Here is a 20,388-nt window from a genome sequence, read left to right on the forward strand (position 1 = left end):
GGGCCAGAGGCGCTGGCTGTCACGCAAAATTACACCAGCAATTCCGCTGCCAGCCTTGCAATCAATACGTTAGAGAGCAAGACAGGAACATCGAGCTGTTTTTGCAGTAAATCGCGATGACGCTGGTTAAATCCCAAACAATCCAGCATGATGACATCTGCGCCTTTTGCCAGTAATTCTTTCCCGGCATCAATGATTTTTTGTTCCGAATCATGAATGGGGTTACCCAATGAAAATACTGGCGGTTTCTGCAAAATTTGCCATTTTTGCGCCTGAACGGTCAGTAGCTCTTCAACCGGTACGATAACCCCCACCTGATGATCTTCAACAATAGAGGAAACCAGCGGTGGCAATATTCGCGACGGCTCAAGAAAGATCGTATTACGCGCGGTCATACTACTAATGTTTGCCGTACTCATTAATATAATGACGTCGTAACCCTGATTATCGAGCACTTCAACCACACCTTGCAGGTCTCGCTCCACTTTGCGACGCGAAACATGGGCCAGCTGGTTGTCATTTAATAATGTGAGAATTGTGTCTTCGCCTGCTTCTGGCGCGTACTCCGCCATCACTTCTTCGCGGCTTAACTTCCCCAGCAGGCTATGATGGGAAATATTATCTTCGTCAATGTATTCTGTCAGGAGCGGCAAAACTTCCTGCATAGGTACAATGCCGATGGTCAGGATCGCCAACGACGCACTCATTGTTCTTCCACCTTACTTTTATTTCGTCGTTAATTACCGGGCAAGCGCTAAGCACCACTGCCGACACTTACCTGTGCTACAAATGACAAAAAGCGTAGCAGCAGACCTGCACGGCATAATGTAAAGATTCCAAATGATTCCAGTAATGGATTGTTATTGTTTAATATTCTAATTATTTGAAAAACATGAATTGTGAAAAATGTGACGCAGATCCCTTGTGGTGGCACTCAGAATCCCTTCCGAGCAGTCTGATGCGGTCACTCTTTGTCAGGGTCCTCATAGCGTTTTTTCGCATCCATCGCTTCCTGAGCGGTTGGATGTTCACTGATCAACGAGTCTGGTTTAGGATGATCGGCTCTGAGTTGGTACCAGGTTACCGTCTGTCCTGGCTTTCCTTTTTCAATCGTCACTATATATGCTTCACGAGGATAAGGCGGTTTCGTTGGCATCGTTCTTCCTTATTTCACGGGATGAACGTTAAGTATAGGCGCTCGAAAATCAACAATTGATCGTCTGTGCCAGGGCGCTGCGAATTTCAGAAATCACCTGGCTGGGTTCGTTTGTTGCGTCGATGATAATATGCGCAACTTCGCGATATAGCGCATCGCGTTCTTCCAGCACTTCCTGAACTTCTTCGCTCAGCGGTTTCCCCGTTAAGGTTGGCCGTAAATCTTCTTCCGGTGCAGCTTGCAGTCGGTTAACCAGGACTGATACTGGCGCACACAAATAAACCACGATCCCGTTATTTTGCATAAAGTGACGATTAAATTCCGTCAGGATAATGCCGCCGCCCGTGGCGATAACGGTGGATGGCGCAGTTACCGCTTCCAACGCCGCCGTTTCTCTGGCGCGGAATCCCGCCCACTCTTCCCTTTCGACGATCTCCGCGACCGTCATATTGAGCTGTGATTGCAACCACTGGTCGGTATCGACAAATCGACGGTTAAGCGAATCGGCAAGGGCCATTCCGACCGTTGTTTTACCACAGCCCCGAGGCCCGATCAGAAAAAGAGGTTGTGTCATCGTGGGTTTTCCCCAATAGGTCGCAATGCGGCGAAAGCCGGTGTCATGAGAATAGCGATCATACCATCAAACTAGTACAATTTCGATTGTAAAGAAAAAGTTCCACTTAAAGTGAAAATTTTAATACATCCCTTACTATACCAATAAATTTTCAAGAATGAAGTGTAAATAATAAATTACATTCAGCCACGACTACGTTGCACTTCCAGCCACCACTTCTCCAGCTCCGCGGCAAAGGCCTGGCGGTCACGTTGTGAAAGGCTATCTGGTCCCCCGGTCTGGATCCCACTGGCGCGTAAGGTATCCATAAAATCGCGCATCGTCAGGCGCTCACGAATGGTCGCTGGTGTGTAACGTTCGCCGCGTGGATTAAGCGCCGCAGCGCCTTTCTCGATGGCTTCAGCAGCCAAAGGAATATCTGCGGTGATCACCAAATCGCCCGCTTCACTCTGCCGGACAATTTCGTTATCGGCAACGTCGAAACCTGCCGCGACACGCAGCGTACGAATAAATCGCGAAGGCGGTACGCGTAAACTCTGGTTTGCTACCAGTACCAGCGGCATCTGCATACGTTCAGCCGCGCGATACAAAATCTCTTTAATTACATTGGGACACGCGTCGGCATCCACCCAAATTGTCATAAAGTCATCCTTTGTTGGGTAATTCTCTATTGTGTCGCGCTTTTGCCTTCCGGCATAGTTCTGTTTATGCTTCTGCCAGCGATTATCAAAACAATGAATTTCACGGCAGGAGTGAGGCAATGGAAAAGAAAATCGGTTTTATTGGCTGCGGCAATATGGGAAAAGCCATTCTCGGCGGTCTGATTGCCAGCGGTCAGGTGCTTCCAGGGCAAATCTGGGTATATACCCCCTCCCCGGATAACGTCGCCGCCCTGCATGACCAGTTCGGCATCAACGCCGCAGAATCGGCGCAGGAAGTGGCGCAAATCGCCGACATCATTTTCGCCGCCGTTAAACCGGGCATCATGATTAAAGTGCTTAGCGAAATCACCTCCAGCCTGAATAAAGACTCTCTGGTCGTTTCTATTGCTGCGGGTGTCACGCTCGACCAGCTTGCCCGCGCGCTGGGCCATGACCGGAAAATTATCCGCGCCATGCCGAACACTCCCGCACTGGTTAATGCCGGGATGACCTCCATAACGCCAAACGCGCTGGTGACCCCAGAAGATACTGCTGATGTGCTGAATATTTTCCGCTGCTTTGGCGAAGCGGAAGTGATTGCAGAGCCGATGATCCACCCGGTGGTCGGTGTGAGCGGTTCTTCGCCAGCCTACGTCTTTATGTTTATCGAAGCGATGGCCGACGCCGCCGTGCTGGGCGGGATGCCACGCGCCCAGGCGTATAAATTTGCCGCTCAGGCGGTAATGGGTTCCGCAAAAATGGTGCTGGAAACGGGAGAACATCCGGGGGCACTGAAAGATATGGTCTGCTCACCGGGAGGCACCACCATTGAGGCGGTACGCGTACTGGAAGAGAAAGGCTTCCGTGCCGCCGTGATCGAAGCGATGACGAAGTGTATGGAAAAATCAGAAAAACTCAGTAAATCCTGATGACTTTTGCCGGACGTCAGGCCGCCACTTCGGTGCGGTTACGTCCGGCTTTCTTTGCTTTGTAAAGCGCCAAATCTGCCGATTTCAACCACTCACGATAGTGACTCATTTGTGGGTTCAGCGGCGCAACCCCCACACTAATCCGTAACATCACCTGCGGCGTATTCGGCAGGCGTAACGTATTTAATCCTTCATGTACCCGTAACATGGCGGTAATGGCGCTCTCAGCTGGCGTACCGGACATGATCACCGCAAACTCATCGCCACCAAACCGACCAATCACATCGCTACCGCGCAGGGTAATTTGTAATTGTCGGGTAAGCGCCACAATCGCTTCATCGCCCACATCATGGCCCCAGGTATCGTTGATGCTCTTGAAATGGTCGATATCGATAATCAGTAATGTCGCATCGCGGTTATGCCGCCGACAGTTATCAAATTCATTGCGTAACATCGTTTCCCAATGACGTCGGTTATACACGCCCGTCATACCGTCGCGGGTACTCATGACCTGCAACCTGCGTTTATGTTCCGCCAGTTTAGTCGCCGTCTGGTAGCTGACCCAGCCAAACAGCAGAGGATAAATGACGATAATGGGAAGGGAGAGCCACCATTCCAGCGGCGCACTATTGAACGACACGGTGATACCCGTCAGTTCGAGGGTGACAAGGCAGGAAACCACCATCAACACCAGACCCGCGACAAACAGACGGGGGCCGCCTGCCCCCATCAAATTCAGACACATAATCATCAACATCGCGGTGGAAGGCAGCACGTTTACGCCCATTACGCCTACCCACATTCCCGCTAATACTGCATCGGTTTTTAAGTTATAAATTTCCCGGCTAAGCGGATCGACAGCCCTACTCGCAATCTGCCAGGCTAAATGCGGCCAGACGAACGCCCAGCCGACCAACACCAGCCACCACCAGCCCGGCGGCGGGTGCGAAACCAGCGTTGAAGCAATCGGTAAGAACATGCCAGCCAGGCCAACCGCGCGGGGGAGTCTGACGCGACGGGCGAAGCGCAGCCCGGACCGCTGATGTTCGTTTTGAGGAGTTAAAGGAGGTTCCTCCCCATGCGCCGCCGCTTTTTTGAAAAAGTTTTCATCATTCATTATTTTTGGGAACATTCAGAAACAATTTTCCCAAATTATAGAGACGGGGCTAAAGGCAGAAGTATGAAATTTCGGGTGAGCCATTTTCGTAGCTCACCCGTTAGCACTATCAGGTATCAGGCGGCTTTCTTGAGGCAGGCGCTCATAAACTTATTACGATCATCACCTTTCAGAGATTGTTGCGTTGCTTGATTATTACATTCGCGCATCTTTTGCTGCTGTGGCGTCAAACTTTTTTCACCTGGCGCAGACTTGCTGTTCTTCAGGCAATCACTCATGTAGGTCTTACGAGCATCCCCTTTCAACGCCTGCGCCGTCGCCTGCTGATTACAGGAGGTCATACGCTGTTGTTGCGGGGTTAAGGTTCTCTCGGCAGCGCCGACGGTGGTTAAAAAAACCAGTCCGAAAAGCAAGGTAACCAGTAATGTTATTTTCATAGCACCATCCCTCTTCATGTTTTAACCATGAGCGTTTGCGCCCGTGATCTGCCATTAAGTCTGGTTGCTAACCGCAAAAAAACCACCCGGCAGCGAAATTTCACCGCCGGGCGCGGTTTTATTTCAGCCCCAGGGCGGCCTTCATGGTGTAGAAGAGATCGGTCTGGTCAGTCAGTCCAACAACATTGGCGGCATGCGGGCCATAAGCCGCAATACGCAGCTGACTGCCGGTATGTTCTTGTGAATCCTCTTCGGAGTTCCCGTAACTCATCACCATCACTGCGCCATCTTTGGTATTTAGCGCCTGGGTGAGGCCCGGCGCTTTGGTGTCCGGCGCGACAATCTGGCTGGCGTGGGCGTGATCAGCGGTGACTATGACCAGCGTGTTGCCATCCGTTTTAGCGAATTCCAGCGCCCGTTGTACGGCTTCGTCGAGATCGACCGTCTCGCCAATTTGCCCACAAGGATTCGCCGCGTGATCCTGTTTATCGATTGATGCACCTTCAACTTGCAGGAAAAAGCCTTTCTCATTTTTACTCAACAATTCAATGGCTTTATCAGTCATCTGCGCCAGGGTCGGTACGCTGTCATTACGTTGCGGATTAGGCGTACAGGTAACTGCGGGCTTGTCGATATTGCCGTGGTACGTTGCTTTCGGTCCTTGCCAGCGCACTGGCATATTGCCGTCAGCAAACAGTCCTAGCAGGGGTTTTTGCTGGTTCGCTTCCGTCACTGCGTTCAGCGAGGCAGCATCGTTCACTAACTGATAACCACGCACCTGCGCCTGTTCACGCAGCGTTTTTCCCTGCCATTCACCGGCGGTTGCCGTTTCCGCAAAGGTTTTTGCGCCGCCGCCAAGCGTAACATCGGCACGGGCGTTAAGCAGCTGTTCTGTAATCGATCCTTTTCCGCCTTTTTCCAGCGCGTTACCCGGACATTTTTCACTGGTCGCGCTCGGACCGTAGCATTTGCGCGAAGTCACATGCGCCACCAACGCGGCGGGAGTGGCATCCTGCAACTCTGCGGTAGAAACGTTACCGGTCGCCAGCCCTGCGGCTTTTGCCATTTCCAGAATCGTTGGGTGATCTTTTTCATGAATATCGACACCCAATGCGCCGTTATAGGTTTTGACACCGGTTGACCAGGCAGTTGCGGATGCAGCCGAGTCGGTAACGTAGTCCGGTTTGCCGGTTTTTTTATTCAGCGCATAGTGAGTGTATTGCCCGGTAAGCGGTAAGGCATCAATACCTTTAAAAAAGCCGCCCGCACCTTCGGCATAATTACGTGCGGCAGTAATTTCCGAATCCCCCATCCCATCGCCAATCAGCAAAATAATATTTTTTGCAGGCTTATCGCTAAGAGAATCACGCAGAGCGGCGCTCTGATCACCCGTTAAGCGGCGAGCACCGCCGGGTGCAGTAATATCGCCCTGAGCAGCCCGGTTTTCCAGAATAGGCATTTCTGGTGTCCGGGCTTTTGTCACAGGGGTAAACAGTAACGGTAAGAGTGCCAGTGCAATAGTGCTTTGTTTCACTTTATTTTCTCCATGTACAAATACATTAAAAAATAAAAACAAAGCGACTATAAGTCTCAGCCGTGACAGCTTTATGACAGCTGTTGAAAAGATTACCTTTTTACTGACGAGGATGCTTCAATAACTTCTTTACATAATCGCGCAGCAGCTCCGTATCGTCGTCAGGAATGCTGGCATCGGGCTTTACCTCGTAAAGTGCCCCCTCTACCTGATCAATCAACCGCTGTTGGTCATTTTGCGCCATATTACGAAGCATTGCAGTGACGATAATCTCCAGTGCTTCTACCTGCGCGCACAGTTCTTTCGACTCTTCTTCTTTTTGGGCAAGCTTAAATAACAACTCAGCAATGAGATTTTTCATGTCTGTATTTCCTTATCCAAAGTATGGAGAAGTTAACATTATGCTTCACAACTTCATAGTGTCTGGAGGTAGTATTTTTATGACGAATGAAATACTTTGCGCAAATATTTTTTCCATATTTATCAGCGAAACGTTTCTCTTATTTAAATAAGTAACCATACAAAGTATAGGATTTTAATTATCAACCTTTATTATAAGTAAAAGTTATGAAATATATTCTCTTTGCTAACTTATAATTAAGAGAAAAAAACTCACTGCATGGCCATTTAAACCAGGAATAAATTAGCTTCCCGTTCATCATTTTTGTGATCTTGCACACATCTTTGAGATAACGCACTTTCTTCACCAGTACGTTGCACACTTTGTCAGTAGAAGATTGCAACATTCTGTCAGAAGGCCGCGAATCCCCCGTTTTGTCGTGGTAATGTATGCACTTTGTGTTAGACGGGATAGGTTTTCAAGATGGAAAAACTGCGGGTAGGAATCGTTTTTGGTGGTAAATCAGCGGAACATGAAGTGTCTTTGCAATCGGCAAAAAACATTGTCGATGCCATTGATAAAAGTCGCTTCGACGTTGTGCTGCTGGGCATTGATAAACAAGGGCAATGGCACGTCAGCGATGCCAACAATTATCTGCTAAATGCAGACGATCCTGCCCATATTGCGTTGCGCCCTTCGGCGACCAGTCTTGCGCAGGTGCCTGGTAAACATGAGCATCAGCTTATCGACGCGCAAAACGGTCAGCCATTGCCGACGGTGGATGTCATTTTCCCGATTGTTCACGGTACGCTAGGCGAAGATGGTTCCTTGCAGGGAATGCTGCGGGTCGCCAATTTACCGTTTGTGGGTTCTGATGTTCTGGCGTCAGCAGCCTGTATGGATAAAGATGTCACCAAACGTCTGCTACGCGATGCCGGGCTGAACATTGCGCCATTTATTACCCTGACACGCACCAATCGTCAAAACATCAGTTTTGCCGAAGTGAAGTCAAAACTGGGGTTACCGCTGTTTGTAAAACCCGCTAACCAGGGCTCTTCTGTTGGTGTCAGCAAAGTAACCAGTGAAGAAGAGTACGCAATTGCCGTCGATCTGGCGTTCGAGTTCGATCATAAAGTGATCGTTGAGCAAGGGATCAAAGGTCGTGAGATCGAATGCGCGGTTCTGGGCAACGACAATCCGCAAGCCAGTACCTGTGGCGAGATCGTACTAACCAGCGATTTCTATGCCTACGACACCAAGTACATTGACGAAGATGGCGCGAAAGTGGTGGTTCCGGCAGCCATTACGCCTGAAATCAACGATAAGATCCGGGCAATTGCCGTTCAGGCTTATCAAACGTTGGGTTGCGCAGGCATGGCGCGTGTAGACGTGTTTTTAACCCCAGAGAACGAAGTGGTAATCAACGAGATCAACACACTGCCAGGCTTCACCAACATCAGTATGTATCCGAAGCTGTGGCAAGCCAGCGGTTTGGGTTACACCGACCTGATCACGCGTTTGATCGAGCTGGCGCTGGAGCGTCACGCTGCGGATAACGCATTGAAAACCACGATGTAATTTTTAAATGCCCAATAACTGTTATTGGGCGTTTTCAGTTTCTTCATCGCGACGACGAATAATCAGCCCCGCGAGCCAGAAACTAATCACCCACGTCACCAGACCAACGGCATAGGTCTGCCAACCTTTTGCTTCAAATCCCAGTAACCCCACCACGCCATTAAGAATGAATATCAGGCCAATGGCGAACGCATAGTAGTGCCAGTCACGGCGAATTTTTACAGGCAGACTCATGGCAGCTCCGTTAACGAAAAATAACATCTTCGCATAATCGATAACTTACGTCTGTGGGGTAGACAGCATTTCCCGTATCGTTAAAAAATTTAACTTAAAGTTACCGTTTTGTGACTCGTGACAAATATTCCCGCTTCGGGAATATTCCCAACATCAATTTACCATGATTCTGATATTGACAATCTTAATGACCTGTCAGACTTGCCATAAGCCGCTGGTATGACACCAGAAGAGAAGCAGATGACTTCCGGAGGTTTTTATGGCTGATTTCACCCTGTCAAAATCGCTGTTTAGCGGAAAATATCGCAATGCCTCTTCTACGCCTGGCAACATTGCCTATGCGTTGTTTGTGCTGTTTTGCTTTTGGGCTGGGGCGCAATTGCTGAACCTGTTAGTGCATGCGCCCGGCGTCTATGAGCGTTTAATGCAGGCTCAGGAAACAGGCCGCCCACGGGTGGAAATTGGTTTAGGTGTCGGTACCATTTTCGGGCTGATCCCATTTTTAATTGGCTGCTTCATTTTTGCAGTGGTGGCGCTATGGCTGCACTGGCGACATCGCCGCCAGTAAGAGTAGGTTGCCAGATGCGGCCTAAAATGCCTTATCTGGCCTGGCGTTCCCTTTTGCTTACTGTTTCATACAACGCGCCCGCCGTTCGTCTACGCGCTTCGCAAACCAGGCCGTAGTCAGATTGCGGGTAATTTTCGGGCTTTCCAGTTGGATGCCGGGCAACATTTCGCGGGGTAGTGATCTACCCGTTTTCGCTTCGGCAAGTTGATAAACTTTCTTGTACAGCGCCGTCTCCTCAAAAGAGAAGCTGTCCCCTTTCTCTAACTGACGTCGAATTTCGCTGTCGCTCATCCCCAGTTTGCCTGCCAGTTTGCGCGTTGCCAGCTCTGTTTTCCCAGGTTCTTTACTGTCGTAACGAATTAAATCACCGTCCAGCGCCAGCTTTATGCCAGTGGCCTTACTGACCGCGTTCTGAAAAGCGGCATTACGGCTGGCGTACCAGCCAGCGTTAAAATCGGCAAAACGGTATATCGGCGCGCTATAACTGGCGGGATAATTCAGTAAATGGTAAGTACCGAACCACAATCCGCCGCGGCGACTGAAGACTTCCTGACGGACTGTACCGTCCATTTTCCACGGATACCCTTTGGTATGCTGTTCGGCAAACGCAATGCTGACCTGCATCGGTCCACCGGTACGTACCGGATTAAGCGAACCAAACAGCGTCTGCCCCATTGGCACCATGCTGATCAAATCGTCAAAAATCGCGCTTAATTGCTTTTCTGTACGCACAGAATCTAACCGCTCACTATAACTTTTGCCGTTTGGCGATTTGATTTTTAGCGCGGTATGAACCAGAAAAGCTGGGATGTGCATCCGTTCGGCACGACGGTCAATCTCTTGCCATGCTATCTTGCTTAAGCCCGGAACGGGCGGATCTGCCTGATAATTTGACTCCTGCTGCGCCACCGCCAGCACCGAGCAGACATTTTCCAGCGTCGGTGCCAGCCCCTGACTTTCAAACGTGGTGGCGAGATCTTTCGCCCAGGCATCGCGGTCTTTCACACTCGCGGGCATCTTCTGCCGCACGACGCTCGCCACATCTATCGCTTTTTCGCCCTTTTTCAACGGTTGCGGAGCCTGACTACTACACCCTGCTAAAACCAGAACCGCCAATAACGAAAGCGAAGATAGATGATTGACGCGCGACATTACTTCTCCTTTTTAACTCAAGGTATGGGTTACTTCCTGAATTTTGTCACCATCCAGCTCATGTTCAAAGCTGCGCAGACGTTTGTAGATAGACATCAACTCAACCAGCGTGGTCCATGAGTTAATCAGGTACTGAAAAGCACCGCGAACCTGACCAAAAACGTTGGTAATCTGCGTCATCAGGCCGAGCGTAATCGTACCGGCAACAATCGACGGAAACAGCAAGAACAAACCGAAAACGTTATCGACCTGCAAATAGAGAATGCGGGCGATGTTGAAATACATATAGTGAAAATAGAGGCGGAAATAGTTTTTCCGCACGGCGCTAAACAGCTCGCGTACCGTAGGCGGTGTCGCGCGCGATGCATCGTCTTCACCATAAACCAACTCTTTACGGTAGGCAGCTTCTACACGCTGATTTTTAAACTCCAGTCCCGGCAGTTTGATCCCTACCACTGCCAGCAATCCGGTCCCCATCAACGACCATACGATAGCAGCAATCACCAGACCATACGGAATATGGCCGACAATCGGCAACTCCGGCACATGCGCAGAGAGCGTTACCAGTACCGGCAGGAAGGCGATCAACGTCATGATAGCGTTGATAAAACTGACGCCCATATTCTCAAGCGTTGAAGCAAAACGCATGGTGTCTTCCTGCACACGCTGGGCGGCACCTTCGATATGACGCAGTTGTTGCCAGTTCGCCATGTAATATTCGTTCATCGCCGTACGCCAGCGGAACACGTAGTGACTGACAAAGAAGTTGTTCAGCACACTGATCACCACCGCGATCAGCGCAATCCCCAGAAAGACACCCACTTCGCGGTAAAATTGTTCGATAGTGACTTTATGCGGCGAACTTAGCGCAGTTTGAATCAGATCATAAAACGGCGCATACCAGGCGTTGACGGCAACTCCAACTTCCACCAAAAACCAGGTGACGAAGATAATCAACGCAGTACCGAGTATTGACCAGTATTGCCAACGATGCGGGCTATAAATAAACCAGAACAGTGCAAAAAGCCCTACGCAAACAATGTAGTAAGCGTAAAATATCAGGAAATCTAACGACCAGAAACGCGCGGCGCTAATTGGGATCTGCCCGGAAGCTCCGGTGATGCGCGCCACCCAATCCCCCCCACCGGCTTGCCAGAAGATCACGGCAATCAATGCCCAAACAAAGGCCGAGAGAAAAAACGCTCCCGGCTTTGGGAAAAAAGACTTAAACATATGCACTCCTGCTAACTTCTTATCGTTTTAACAACTGCTGTGTATTAACCGCATGACCGCTACAAAGAATCAGCCAAATGAAACCGCCCATTGTGACCCATAGCAAGGCGCATAGTTCGCCAGCCTGACCATAAGAATTGTTTCGACGGATTTCACAAACCAAAGATTATTTACATTAGCGGATTAACACGCGCAGGATCACAAATGCAGGCATTGGTGAGCAGGAAAAAGATCGTGTTTACGCGCCGTTACGTTTTTAACACTATTATTGCACTAATTCGCCCTTTTCAATCCATCAATGAGTAGTATAAATACGCTCAGTTACCTTCATTCAATCTATGGACACCACCGTTGAAACGTAGTCTGCTTTTTTCTGCCGTGCTTTGTGCGGCGTTATTGACCCCCGTCCATGCGGCGCAGCCGATCACTGAACCGGAGTTCGCCTCTGATATTGTCGATCGTTATGCCGATCATATTTTTTATGGCAGTGGTGCCACGGGGATGGCGCTGGTTGTTATCGACGGTAACCAGCGCGTCTTTCGCAGTTATGGCGAAACGCGCCCGGGTAATAACGTTCGCCCGCAGCTGGATTCGGTCGTGCGTATTGCTTCCCTCACCAAGCTAATGACCAGTGAAATGCTGGTGAAATTGCTCGACCAGGGGACCGTGAAGTTAAACGATCCACTAAGTAAATATGCTCCGCCAGGCGCACGCGTACCGACCTACAATGGGACGCCCATTACGCTGGTGAATCTGGCAACCCATACCAGCGCCCTGCCCCGTGAACAGCCCGGTGGCGCGGCACATCGTCCGGTGTTTGTCTGGCCAACGCGCGAGCAACGCTGGAAATACCTTTCTACGGCGAAGCTGAAAGCCGCGCCAGGCAGTCAGGCGGCGTACTCTAACCTTGCGTTCGACCTGCTGGCAGATGCACTTGCGAATGCGTCTGGCAAGCCTTATACCCAGTTGTTTGAAGAGCAGATTACCCGTCCATTGGGGATGAAAGACACCACCTACACCCCCTCACCGGATCAGTGCCGCCGTTTAATGGTTGCAGAGCGCGGTGCCAGTCCATGCAATAACACGCTGGCGGCAATTGGCAGCGGCGGCGTCTATTCCACGCCTGGCGATATGATGCGCTGGATGCAGCAGTATTTGTCATCTGATTTTTATCAGCGCAGTAACCAGGCAGATCGCATGCAGACGTTGATTTATCAGCGAGCGCAGTTTACGAAAGTGATTGGTATGGATGTCCCCGGCAAAGCGGATGCTCTTGGTTTAGGCTGGGTATATATGGCCCCGAAAGAGGGTCGTCCGGGGATTATTCAGAAGACAGGTGGTGGTGGCGGTTTCATTACCTATATGGCGATGATCCCGCAGAAGAATATTGGCGCGTTTGTGGTGGTTACTCGTTCGCCATTGACGCGCTTTAAAAATATGAGCGATGGCATCAATGACCTGGTGACCGAACTGAGCGGGAATAAACCGTTGGTCATCCCCGCGTCCTGATTAATACTCTGAAGGCAAACGGTTGATAGCAACCAGTTTGCCTTTATTCATTTCGATATAGCCGCCTTTACGTAAAGCAGCGAGAACTTCTGCGACGACAGAACGCGATATGCGTGTACGTTGATGGATATAATTCATCACGCCAATACGTGAGCGCAATTCTTCATTCCAGTCAATCATTGATAATAACGTGGCGCGGATTTGTTCGTAGGAATTATGTCCAATGAGCTGCACATCGCGTAATTCCAGAATTCTATTTTGCCAGGCTAACCAGTAAAAAGCGTCTCGCCAGAGTTGATTTTGTTCAATAAGCGTAATGGTTTGTTTGGCTGGCAGATGATATCCCGTACAATTTCCTTCTGATATTAATTTGTATGGTATATCGTTTTTCATTAAACCATCAGCCAGTCCCATAATATAAGGAGCCTGGGTAATACCGATAAGTACGTTTTCTTCTCTACGCAAAGAGATAACGCCCTCTAAAATAACGAAAGTATCTTCGCTATTGACATCACTTGAAAATATAACTTGCTTTTCATTATTAAACTCGAAGCGCGTGCCGTATCTGGACAAACATTTATCGAGCTTACCAAATTCCTGAAGAGGTTTAACTACAGATAACATTTGCGCGTCCTTTGCAGTAATGCCCGTCAAATCCTTGACGGGCATTATTTAGATTAAATTACCTATTTCTTCGGAGTGAAGAATATTACCAAGTATATTTAACACCCACATTCGCGGACCAGTCTTGATCTACGTCACCACCACCGAGGTAGTTAGCATCGGTATAGGCGCTGAAGTTCTTGGTGAAGCTGAACTGAGTACCCAGACCAACACGTACCGCAGACCCTTCAGTACCGTTATCGATGGAATCACCGTTCACATCGTTATCGTTGTTAGAGTCGTCGTAGACGTAAGCCAGTTTGAAGTACGGAGTCAGAGCCTGGTCTTCGCTGTAGGTGAAGGTATAACCTGCATCTACACCCAGTTCATAACGCATGCTGTCGTAAGACTGACCATCAACTTTCATGTCGTTGCTCAGCTGGTAATCATCACCAGACTGGAACAGACCAGAAACGCTGCCGTAAGGAGTCACGTAACCTGCATCACCCAGTTTGAAGTCGTAACCGGCTTTCAAACCAAAGCCCCAAGCGTCGGAGTTGGTGCTGCCGTCAACGTAAGTACCGTTGCTCATGGTTGCAGACAGGTCGTTGTTGAAGTGAGAGTAGCTCAAGCTACCATCAACAAAGACGTTGTTCGCGAAGTGAGCAGAAGAGTAGATGTAGGCAGTCTGGCTGTCTTGATCCACCTGACCAGAACGGTCATTCATGTCACCTTTAGCGAAGCCTGCAGCCGCACCGACGATCCACTTAGCGTTGTTACCGTCAACTTTGGTATCAACACCGACCATGATGCCGTTTACATCCTGATCATAGTTAATGGTGCCGTTGTCGCCGTTGAAGTTACCACCGAAGTAGCTTACCCATGCGCCGCCGTTATCAGCCAGACCATGACGAGAGTTGGTCAGACGAGTACCAACGGTGTCTTGTTCCAGGTTCCAGATATTGGTGTTTGCAGACGGGATGCTCAGCGCCATGTTAGCGTAGTCGGTCAGCTCCATCTGTTGCAGAACAACGGTGTTACCGCGCTGCTCAGCCTGATAGGTGTATGCACCCAGGTCAGCTTTGTTAGCAGCAGAGAAGGTCGCGTTGCTGTTTTTGTCGTTAACGTAGATCAGCTCGTTGCCGTTGTAGTCAGCAATAGAACCAGCACCAGTAGCGTTGTCGATACGAACTTTGTAGTTACCGGTTGCAGCTGCAACATGGTCACCGTTGTTATCAACTTCGTTCTGACCAGCTTCGATAGAAGCTGTGTTGTCGTTATCGCCGTTACCGTTAATGGTCAGGTGACCATCAGAGTTCATTGCGATTAAGCCATAACCGTAGTTTGACTTGGTAGTGTCGTTGGTACGGTCGTTGGTCAGATCGGCATCAAGTACGAAGCGGTTGCTTTCGATGTTGAACACACCAGCGTGAATGTTACCACTGGTATCAGTAGTGCTGGTCAGGTTCAGAGTATCAACCTGCAGAGCATTCGCCGCAGTGTTACCTACATCCAGGATACCATCGTTAGTCACTTTGATGTTGTTAGCATACAGAGCAGCATCACCTACAGCCCAGCCAGCAGAAACTTCATCAGAAATGGTTACGGTACTGTTGTCGACAGTCAGTGAATCAGTTGCAACATGACCATCTTCGTTGATGTTCAGCGCAGAAAGACCAGTCAGAGAGATAGAGTCAGAAATCAGCGTTGAATCAGCAACATTAACAGTTGAACCACTGTTGATGCTCAGAGTATCAATCAGAGAAGTTTTGGTGGTATCCCACTGTGAACCGGTGTTCAGGGTCACATTGAACAGACCGCTCTGGTAAACTTCGTTACCGATGATGTGATCAAATTCGCTGTATTCAGAGTCGCTGTTTTCTACACCAACAGTTGATAAAGGCCACAGGCTGTTAGCTGCGATGTCGATCAGAGTTGCAGTGGCTTCAGTATTGATTCCATATGTATAGGAGTCATTTACACCATCGTCATCAGTATCAACACCAACCTGATGCGCAGACATTGCCGCACCAACCCACTTGCTGCCATTGTTCAGGGTCAGATCCAGGCGATCAGTACCATCCCAACCGTTAGTATCTACATCACCGTCAGCATCACGATAGCTATCACGACCTTGTGGGAAGAAGTTCTCATCAAAATTACTTGAGAAGAATACATCGCCCATCAGTGTGGAATTATCGAATGTGGCAGTGGTTTGCATAGCGTTATCAGCATATGGATGTGCAATAACAGCTAATGCAACATCATCAGCATTCCACCCATCACCATTGTAATCACTAGCATTACCAGTATTACCAAACCAACCAGTAGTACCTTCATCAGTCCATGAACCAGAGGTCACGGTAGAATCTTTAACAGTGATGGTGTTATTAAATACTTCGCTGCTGTTTACACCAGTGCTGACAGTGTTGTCGTCGATATCTTCCCACTCATAACCCTGAGTCAGCGTAATACCAGCTACATGAGAGTTATTAGAGATGGACAGATCAACTTCCTGATCCAGAGTGATGGCAGTACCAATGTTAAATACATTTACAACATGAGTGTCAGCGGCATTATTGTAAGTGCCGTTATATGTGTAGTGTTCGTAGTTGTCATCGATCGTTGAATTATCAACGGTCAGCGCCAGACGATCATGGTAGTAGTCATCCGCACGATCAGCACAATCAGTTGTCATGCACTCGGAATAAATCATGCCGTGAATAGTGCTGTTTTTGATTGTCAGGCTATTGGCGTTGGTATTAGTAGAAATACCATCGTCCAGATAGTAGGTAGAAATCACGCCGTTAACGGTAGCGTTATTAATGACCGGATAGATATCGCCGTTGTAATAACTATCAGCGGCATAGTTATTCCAGCCTACATAACCATCATAGTAAACGTCATCAGCATAGGTGGCGTCGTTGTAGTGATGGAAAGTATTGTAAGTTTGACCAGAAATATCGTTGGTCGCTGCATTAGCCTGAGAGGTGATAGCCAGAGTGCAAGCCAATGCTAATTGTGATACTACAAGTTTCTTTTTCCAGGAGTGCATTTGTCATCCCTCCTCAGGGACGTAATAAGTTGATCCATCAATTATCAATGCATAGAAAACATATTATGTTTCGCGTTTACGATTATGCGGCGTTATAGAGGAATGGTTCAATTATTCTTTCCCCTAAGTCCGATTGCGGACATATATAAAGCACGTGAACACACATAAAGAAATAAATAACAAAAATACATTATTTCAATAGGTTAATGAAAGCGCCAATTTTAAAGCATAGACCATAAAAATATAAAAACACCAAACCAGACAAATAATGTATCAATAAGCAATGAACTTTACGCTATTCACTTTTTGAAAACGTCACCAAATCCCCAAAAACAATAATCTATAGCTATAAATAAAAATTAAAAATATTTTCAATGAATATAAATTTATTGCTATTTCTATTACAAAGATGTCCTGACCTCTCATTCATTCTCTTCTTGTCAACATCGCGACAACTTTCGTAAAACATCCCCACCCTGCTTCAGGTATACTATGCCCCTCGATTCCACAAACATCAGGCAGACCATGACAGATTTAATCCAACGCCCTCGTCGCCTGCGCAAATCTCCTGCGCTGCGCGCTATGTTTGAAGAGACAACACTTAGCCTTAACGACCTGGTGTTGCCGATCTTTGTTGAAGAAGAAATTGACGACTACAAAGCCGTTGAAGCCATGCCAGGCGTGATGCGCATTCCAGAGAAACATCTGGCACGCGAAATTGAACGCATCGCCAACGCCGGTATTCGTTCCGTGATGACTTTCGGCATCTCTCACCATACCGATGAAACCGGCAGCGATGCCTGGCGGGAAGATGGACTGGTGGCGCGTATGTCGCGCATCTGCAAGCAGACCGTGCCAGAAATGATCGTTATGTCAGACACCTGCTTCTGTGAATACACATCTCACGGTCACTGCGGTGTTCTGTGCGAGCATGGCGTCGACAACGACGCGACTCTGGAAAATTTAGGCAAGCAAGCCGTGGTTGCAGCTGCTGCAGGCGCAGACTTCATCGCCCCTTCTGCCGCGATGGATGGTCAGGTACAGGCGATTCGCCAGGCGCTGGACGCTGCGGGCTTTAAAGATACGGCGATTATGTCGTATTCGACCAAGTTCGCCTCTTCCTTTTATGGTCCGTTCCGTGAAGCGGCGGGAAGTGCATTAAAAGGCGATCGCAAAAGTTATCAGATGAACCCAATGAACCGTCGCGAGGCGATTCGTGAGTCACTGCTGGATGAAGCCCAGGGCGCAGACTGCCTGATGGTTAAACCAGCCGGAGCGTACCTCGACATCGTGCGTGAGCTGCGTGAGCGTACTGAATTGCCGATTGGTGCGTATCAGGTGAGCGGTGAGTACGCGATGATTAAGTTCGCCGCGCTGGCGGGTGCTATAGATGAAGAGAAAGTCGTGCTCGAAAGCTTAGGTTCAATTAAGCGTGCGGGTGCGGATCTGATTTTCAGCTACTTTGCGCTGGATCTGGCTGAGAAGAAGATTCTGCGTTAATGATCATTATGCCGGGTTATCCAACCCGGCATTTCCCCCTTACCCCGCCCGATAAAACGGTTTATCCCCAAGGATCGTAGCCCGATGCATAATCCGCCGCTGTGGCAGGTAATCCGCATTGGCATAGTGCTGAGTCACGCGGTTATCCCAAATCGCAATATCATTCGGTTGCCAGCGCCAGCGCACCTGAAACTCCGGTTTAGTGATATGGGCAAACAAAAAACCTAACAAGGCTTCGCTCTCTTTCTCGCTGACGTCAACAATTCGCGTAGCAAAGCCTTCATTCACAAACAGCGCCTGTTTACCGCTCACCGGATGCGTTCGCACCACCGGATGTAGCAACGGCGGATTTTTCGCGACCGCCTCGCGCCAGCGTTGATGCTCCTCCTCCGTTTTGCGGTATTTGTATTCCGGGAACGATTTACGGAAATCATGCTCCGCACGCAGCCCGCTCAACAGCTGGCGGAAGGGAATAGAGAGCGCCTCATAGGCCGCAATGCCGCTGGTCCAGAGCGTATCGCCGCCAGTCGAGGGTAACTCTTTCGCCGCCAGAATCGCCCCTGCGGGTGGCGTTTCAATAAATGTCACATCGGTGTGCCAGTTATCGTTATCTGGCGGATTATCGTTATGAGTATCCAGTACGATGATCTCCTCAACCCCTTCGGCATGAGGGTAAACAGGATGAATATTAAAGCGCGCAAAATTATTCAAGATAGATATGGAATTCTTTCAAGATAAGCCAGAAGCGCGCATATGGAAGTTATTCAAGATAAAACAGCGGCATTAACCGCTGCTTTTTTATTCATTAAGTGGGATCACTTCGGGTATGGCTGAATCCTGAATAGCTTGGTGTTTAGGCGCTTTTTTGCGCGCTTGTTCAGGAATCTGATGTAGCGATATTGATTAAATTTGTGTACCACGGCCCGCTCCTTATTAGCCCGCAAATACACGCCTCGTTGCCCTCCACGCTTAATCGCGTTCATCGCTATCTCGTGATACCACTCGCCGTCCAGTTCGTAGAACGTGCTTTCGTGGCTGCCTATAAAATCAAAATTCGACGCCTGATATACCACGCCAGCACGTCCGCAGCGTTCGTCTGCAAAAGACTGAACCCACTCAACTGACGGATACAGTAACCTGATAACTTTCAGCGCGTAGCTGATAGCCCGTGATTCAGAATTGCGGGGCATGTCGTCGTGTAGCCACATGCGGTTCAGCTCCATATAGCCCCGGTTATCCGTTTCAAGCACGACCCGACGCCCTGAGTTGGGGTTAAGGGCATATCCCCACTGAAGAACGCCAACCAGATCACGTCCGCTGAATACGCCAAGATGCAGGTAGGAGTTATTCACAAAACGGCGGGAATAGTGTTTTGTCTGAATGATTGTGCGGGCCAGCCAGCAGGATATGGTTTCAACGCGCAGCTCCTTTGAACCATAGCCGACAATCCGGCCTTCATACTCAATAACGCAGGGTTTTGTCAGAATGCGTGATTTCTTCTCTTTTCCCACAATACAGCTCCGTGGGATGCTCTTTGGCATTCGATATGACAATGTAACGTTTACAGCGAGGGCATTTAATTTCTATATGCTTAAAACCTCCTTTAAACAGTAATTTATTGCAGTTTTTACAGCGAACAGAGTCCATGATTCCCCCTGTGTAATAACCAGACATGAGCGCCCGGAGGGCTGGGGGTATTTAATCACAACTGATGCAAACCGACGATCGATATGATGTTATCGATCGTCATAAACTATACATACTGATTATTTAATCACCGACAGTTAACGCTCTCACCTCGTCCAGTGTGGACAGCCGGGAAAGCTGCTCCTTCATTTCACGCTGGCGCTGATAAATCCCGTCATTGCGATCGACCTGTGCCTGCGCCATTGCTATCGCCAGTTCTTCCAGTTCCGGCATTGACAGTTTCACCTGTTGATTATCGGCGTCACCCCACGTCATCACGTCCCGCGCTGTGTCAGATTTCGCCGCCATTACCACAGGATAAAGACGGGCCAGTGAGTCGGGGCCAGCGTTCCAGGTGCGACCGTTCCATTCGAACGTGAACGGCTGCGCTTCCTGTTCTGTGCGCCACGCCTCGATTTCCATCTTTTTGGCATCTTTTGCCGCTGCGATAAGCTCCGGCGTGATGGTGAACGGGGCGATTTCGCCCCATTTGCCGCTTTGCAGTTCCTGCCAGATGCGCTTACCGATTGTTGATGTATCAT

General features: G+C 49.1%; 23 protein-coding genes. 5 read left to right on the forward strand and 18 right to left on the reverse strand.

The window, feature by feature from the left end; all coding sequences use genetic code 11:
- Window positions 1-29 precede the first annotated feature (29 nt).
- The 4 genes from FQZ95_RS20675 to FQZ95_RS20690 all read right to left on the reverse strand — a co-directional run bounded on the left by FQZ95_RS20675 (window position 30) and on the right by FQZ95_RS20690 (window position 2,371).
- Window positions 30-707, reverse strand: coding sequence for an AroM family protein (locus tag FQZ95_RS20675; protein WP_001276411.1), 678 nt, complete (start codon window positions 705-707; stop codon window positions 30-32).
- Window positions 708-964: 257 nt separating this feature from the next.
- Window positions 965-1,156 carry a protein YaiA gene (gene yaiA / locus FQZ95_RS20680; protein ID WP_001142439.1) on the reverse strand — a complete coding sequence of 64 codons (192 nt, stop codon included), beginning with the start codon at window positions 1,154-1,156 and terminating at the stop codon, window positions 965-967.
- Between the two features lie 49 nt (window positions 1,157-1,205).
- Entirely contained in the window at window positions 1,206-1,730 is a 525-nt protein-coding gene (gene aroL / locus FQZ95_RS20685; RefSeq protein ID WP_000193393.1) for a shikimate kinase AroL, read from the reverse strand.
- 182 nt (window positions 1,731-1,912) lie between these two features.
- A complete protein-coding gene (locus FQZ95_RS20690) occupies window positions 1,913-2,371 on the reverse strand; it encodes a YaiI/YqxD family protein (protein ID WP_032183449.1) in 459 nt (152 codons plus the stop codon).
- 119 nt (window positions 2,372-2,490) lie between these two features.
- On the opposite strand from FQZ95_RS20690, the gene proC reads away from it, so the two are divergent.
- Entirely contained in the window at window positions 2,491-3,300 is an 810-nt protein-coding gene (gene proC / locus FQZ95_RS20695; protein WP_160530606.1) for a pyrroline-5-carboxylate reductase, read from the forward strand.
- A 16-nt stretch (window positions 3,301-3,316) separates the two neighbouring features.
- On the opposite strand, the gene adrA is transcribed toward proC, so the two are convergent.
- The 5 genes from adrA to FQZ95_RS20720 form a co-directional block, all read right to left on the reverse strand.
- On the reverse strand, window positions 3,317-4,432 hold the full coding sequence (gene adrA / locus FQZ95_RS20700; RefSeq protein WP_000484041.1) for a diguanylate cyclase AdrA: 1,116 nt from the start codon (window positions 4,430-4,432) through the stop codon (window positions 3,317-3,319).
- 101 nt (window positions 4,433-4,533) lie between these two features.
- Window positions 4,534-4,854: a phosphate starvation-inducible protein PsiF gene (gene psiF / locus FQZ95_RS20705; RefSeq protein WP_001295332.1), complete on the reverse strand. Its 321-nt coding sequence runs from the start codon at window positions 4,852-4,854 to the stop codon at window positions 4,534-4,536.
- Between the two features lie 118 nt (window positions 4,855-4,972).
- Window positions 4,973-6,388, reverse strand: a complete 1,416-nt coding sequence (phoA, locus tag FQZ95_RS20710; protein ID WP_160530607.1) for an alkaline phosphatase — start codon at window positions 6,386-6,388, stop codon at window positions 4,973-4,975.
- A gap of 100 nt (window positions 6,389-6,488) precedes the next feature.
- Window positions 6,489-6,749, reverse strand: a complete 261-nt coding sequence (gene iraP / locus FQZ95_RS20715; RefSeq protein WP_000792970.1) for an anti-adapter protein IraP — start codon at window positions 6,747-6,749, stop codon at window positions 6,489-6,491.
- Between the two features lie 181 nt (window positions 6,750-6,930).
- Window positions 6,931-7,134 carry a hypothetical protein gene (locus tag FQZ95_RS20720; RefSeq protein WP_160530608.1) on the reverse strand — a complete coding sequence of 68 codons (204 nt, stop codon included), beginning with the start codon at window positions 7,132-7,134 and terminating at the stop codon, window positions 6,931-6,933.
- A gap of 77 nt (window positions 7,135-7,211) precedes the next feature.
- Between FQZ95_RS20720 and ddlA the strand changes: the two genes are divergently transcribed.
- A complete protein-coding gene (gene ddlA, locus FQZ95_RS20725) occupies window positions 7,212-8,306 on the forward strand; it encodes a D-alanine--D-alanine ligase (RefSeq protein WP_000413662.1) in 1,095 nt (364 codons plus the stop codon).
- Between the two features lie 21 nt (window positions 8,307-8,327).
- On the opposite strand, the gene FQZ95_RS20730 is transcribed toward ddlA, so the two are convergent.
- On the reverse strand, window positions 8,328-8,540 hold the full coding sequence (locus tag FQZ95_RS20730; protein ID WP_000056900.1) for a DUF2754 domain-containing protein: 213 nt from the start codon (window positions 8,538-8,540) through the stop codon (window positions 8,328-8,330).
- Window positions 8,541-8,799: 259 nt separating this feature from the next.
- Here FQZ95_RS20730 and FQZ95_RS20735 point away from each other — a divergent pair, with 259 nt between their 5' ends.
- Window positions 8,800-9,108, forward strand: coding sequence for a YaiY family protein (locus FQZ95_RS20735; protein WP_000763146.1), 309 nt, complete (start codon window positions 8,800-8,802; stop codon window positions 9,106-9,108).
- A 57-nt stretch (window positions 9,109-9,165) separates the two neighbouring features.
- Here FQZ95_RS20735 and yaiW read toward each other — a convergent pair whose 3' ends face one another.
- Together yaiW and sbmA are read right to left on the reverse strand one after the other, a co-directional pair.
- On the reverse strand, window positions 9,166-10,260 hold the full coding sequence (gene yaiW / locus FQZ95_RS20740; RefSeq protein WP_000092052.1) for a surface-exposed outer membrane lipoprotein YaiW: 1,095 nt from the start codon (window positions 10,258-10,260) through the stop codon (window positions 9,166-9,168).
- A 12-nt stretch (window positions 10,261-10,272) separates the two neighbouring features.
- Window positions 10,273-11,493 carry a peptide antibiotic transporter SbmA gene (sbmA, locus tag FQZ95_RS20745; RefSeq protein ID WP_160530609.1) on the reverse strand — a complete coding sequence of 407 codons (1,221 nt, stop codon included), beginning with the start codon at window positions 11,491-11,493 and terminating at the stop codon, window positions 10,273-10,275.
- Window positions 11,494-11,844: 351 nt separating this feature from the next.
- On the opposite strand from sbmA, the gene ampH reads away from it, so the two are divergent.
- Window positions 11,845-13,002: a D-alanyl-D-alanine-carboxypeptidase/endopeptidase AmpH gene (gene ampH, locus FQZ95_RS20750; protein ID WP_032302539.1), complete on the forward strand. Its 1,158-nt coding sequence runs from the start codon at window positions 11,845-11,847 to the stop codon at window positions 13,000-13,002.
- Here the strand turns inward: ampH and iprA are convergent, their stop codons facing one another.
- Complete coding sequence (gene iprA, locus FQZ95_RS20755) at window positions 13,003-13,626, reverse strand: hydrogen peroxide resistance inhibitor IprA (protein WP_001295817.1); 624 nt, start codon at window positions 13,624-13,626, stop codon at window positions 13,003-13,005.
- An 85-nt stretch (window positions 13,627-13,711) separates the two neighbouring features.
- The gene (ehaB, locus tag FQZ95_RS20760) at window positions 13,712-16,660 is read right to left on the reverse strand and encodes an autotransporter adhesin EhaB (RefSeq protein WP_160530610.1); all 2,949 of its coding nucleotides are present in this window, start codon (window positions 16,658-16,660) and stop codon (window positions 13,712-13,714) included.
- A gap of 525 nt (window positions 16,661-17,185) precedes the next feature.
- On the opposite strand from ehaB, the gene hemB reads away from it, so the two are divergent.
- Entirely contained in the window at window positions 17,186-18,160 is a 975-nt protein-coding gene (gene hemB / locus FQZ95_RS20765; protein WP_001295337.1) for a porphobilinogen synthase, read from the forward strand.
- 39 nt (window positions 18,161-18,199) lie between these two features.
- Here hemB and tauD read toward each other — a convergent pair whose 3' ends face one another.
- The 4 genes from tauD to FQZ95_RS20785 form a co-directional block, all read right to left on the reverse strand.
- A complete protein-coding gene (tauD, locus tag FQZ95_RS20770) occupies window positions 18,200-18,880 on the reverse strand; it encodes a taurine dioxygenase (protein ID WP_337190718.1) in 681 nt (226 codons plus the stop codon).
- Between the two features lie 95 nt (window positions 18,881-18,975).
- Window positions 18,976-19,701, reverse strand: a complete 726-nt coding sequence (locus tag FQZ95_RS20775) for a Mom family adenine methylcarbamoylation protein (RefSeq protein WP_074400346.1) — start codon at window positions 19,699-19,701, stop codon at window positions 18,976-18,978.
- A complete protein-coding gene (locus FQZ95_RS20780; protein ID WP_001372435.1) occupies window positions 19,622-19,807 on the reverse strand; it encodes a Com family DNA-binding transcriptional regulator in 186 nt (61 codons plus the stop codon). The genes FQZ95_RS20775 and FQZ95_RS20780 overlap by 80 nt, the downstream gene beginning before the upstream one ends.
- A 123-nt stretch (window positions 19,808-19,930) precedes the next feature.
- A partial coding sequence (locus tag FQZ95_RS20785; RefSeq protein WP_160530611.1) for a DUF4376 domain-containing protein occupies window positions 19,931-20,388 on the reverse strand: 458 nt, incomplete at its 5' end.

The organism is Escherichia sp. HH41S (assembly GCF_009820115.1).
Taxonomy (GTDB): domain Bacteria; phylum Pseudomonadota; class Gammaproteobacteria; order Enterobacterales; family Enterobacteriaceae; genus Escherichia; species Escherichia coli_F.

Excerpts from the sequence above, each read along its gene's own strand:
- FQZ95_RS20675 (WP_001276411.1), bottom strand. The coding sequence starts at position 707 with ATGAGTGCGTCGTTGGCGATCCTGACCATCGGCATTGTACCTATGCAG.
- yaiA (WP_001142439.1), bottom strand. The coding sequence starts at position 1,156 with ATGCCAACGAAACCGCCTTATCCTCGTGAAGCATATATAGTGACGATT.
- aroL (WP_000193393.1), bottom strand. The coding sequence starts at position 1,730 with ATGACACAACCTCTTTTTCTGATCGGGCCTCGGGGCTGTGGTAAAACA.
- FQZ95_RS20690 (WP_032183449.1), bottom strand. The coding sequence starts at position 2,371 with ATGACAATTTGGGTGGATGCCGACGCGTGTCCCAATGTAATTAAAGAG.
- proC (WP_160530606.1), top strand. The coding sequence starts at position 2,491 with ATGGAAAAGAAAATCGGTTTTATTGGCTGCGGCAATATGGGAAAAGCC.
- adrA (WP_000484041.1), bottom strand. The coding sequence starts at position 4,432 with ATGTTCCCAAAAATAATGAATGATGAAAACTTTTTCAAAAAAGCGGCG.
- psiF (WP_001295332.1), bottom strand. The coding sequence starts at position 4,854 with ATGAAAATAACATTACTGGTTACCTTGCTTTTCGGACTGGTTTTTTTA.
- iraP (WP_000792970.1), bottom strand. The coding sequence starts at position 6,749 with ATGAAAAATCTCATTGCTGAGTTGTTATTTAAGCTTGCCCAAAAAGAA.
- FQZ95_RS20720 (WP_160530608.1), bottom strand. The coding sequence starts at position 7,134 with ATGTTGCAATCTTCTACTGACAAAGTGTGCAACGTACTGGTGAAGAAA.
- ddlA (WP_000413662.1), top strand. The coding sequence starts at position 7,212 with ATGGAAAAACTGCGGGTAGGAATCGTTTTTGGTGGTAAATCAGCGGAA.
- FQZ95_RS20730 (WP_000056900.1), bottom strand. The coding sequence starts at position 8,540 with ATGAGTCTGCCTGTAAAAATTCGCCGTGACTGGCACTACTATGCGTTC.
- FQZ95_RS20735 (WP_000763146.1), top strand. The coding sequence starts at position 8,800 with ATGGCTGATTTCACCCTGTCAAAATCGCTGTTTAGCGGAAAATATCGC.
- yaiW (WP_000092052.1), bottom strand. The coding sequence starts at position 10,260 with ATGTCGCGCGTCAATCATCTATCTTCGCTTTCGTTATTGGCGGTTCTG.
- sbmA (WP_160530609.1), bottom strand. The coding sequence starts at position 11,493 with ATGTTTAAGTCTTTTTTCCCAAAGCCGGGAGCGTTTTTTCTCTCGGCC.
- iprA (WP_001295817.1), bottom strand. The coding sequence starts at position 13,626 with ATGTTATCTGTAGTTAAACCTCTTCAGGAATTTGGTAAGCTCGATAAA.
- ehaB (WP_160530610.1), bottom strand. The coding sequence starts at position 16,660 with ATGCACTCCTGGAAAAAGAAACTTGTAGTATCACAATTAGCATTGGCT.
- hemB (WP_001295337.1), top strand. The coding sequence starts at position 17,186 with ATGACAGATTTAATCCAACGCCCTCGTCGCCTGCGCAAATCTCCTGCG.
- FQZ95_RS20775 (WP_074400346.1), bottom strand. The coding sequence starts at position 19,701 with ATGCCAAAGAGCATCCCACGGAGCTGTATTGTGGGAAAAGAGAAGAAA.
- FQZ95_RS20780 (WP_001372435.1), bottom strand. The coding sequence starts at position 19,807 with ATGGACTCTGTTCGCTGTAAAAACTGCAATAAATTACTGTTTAAAGGA.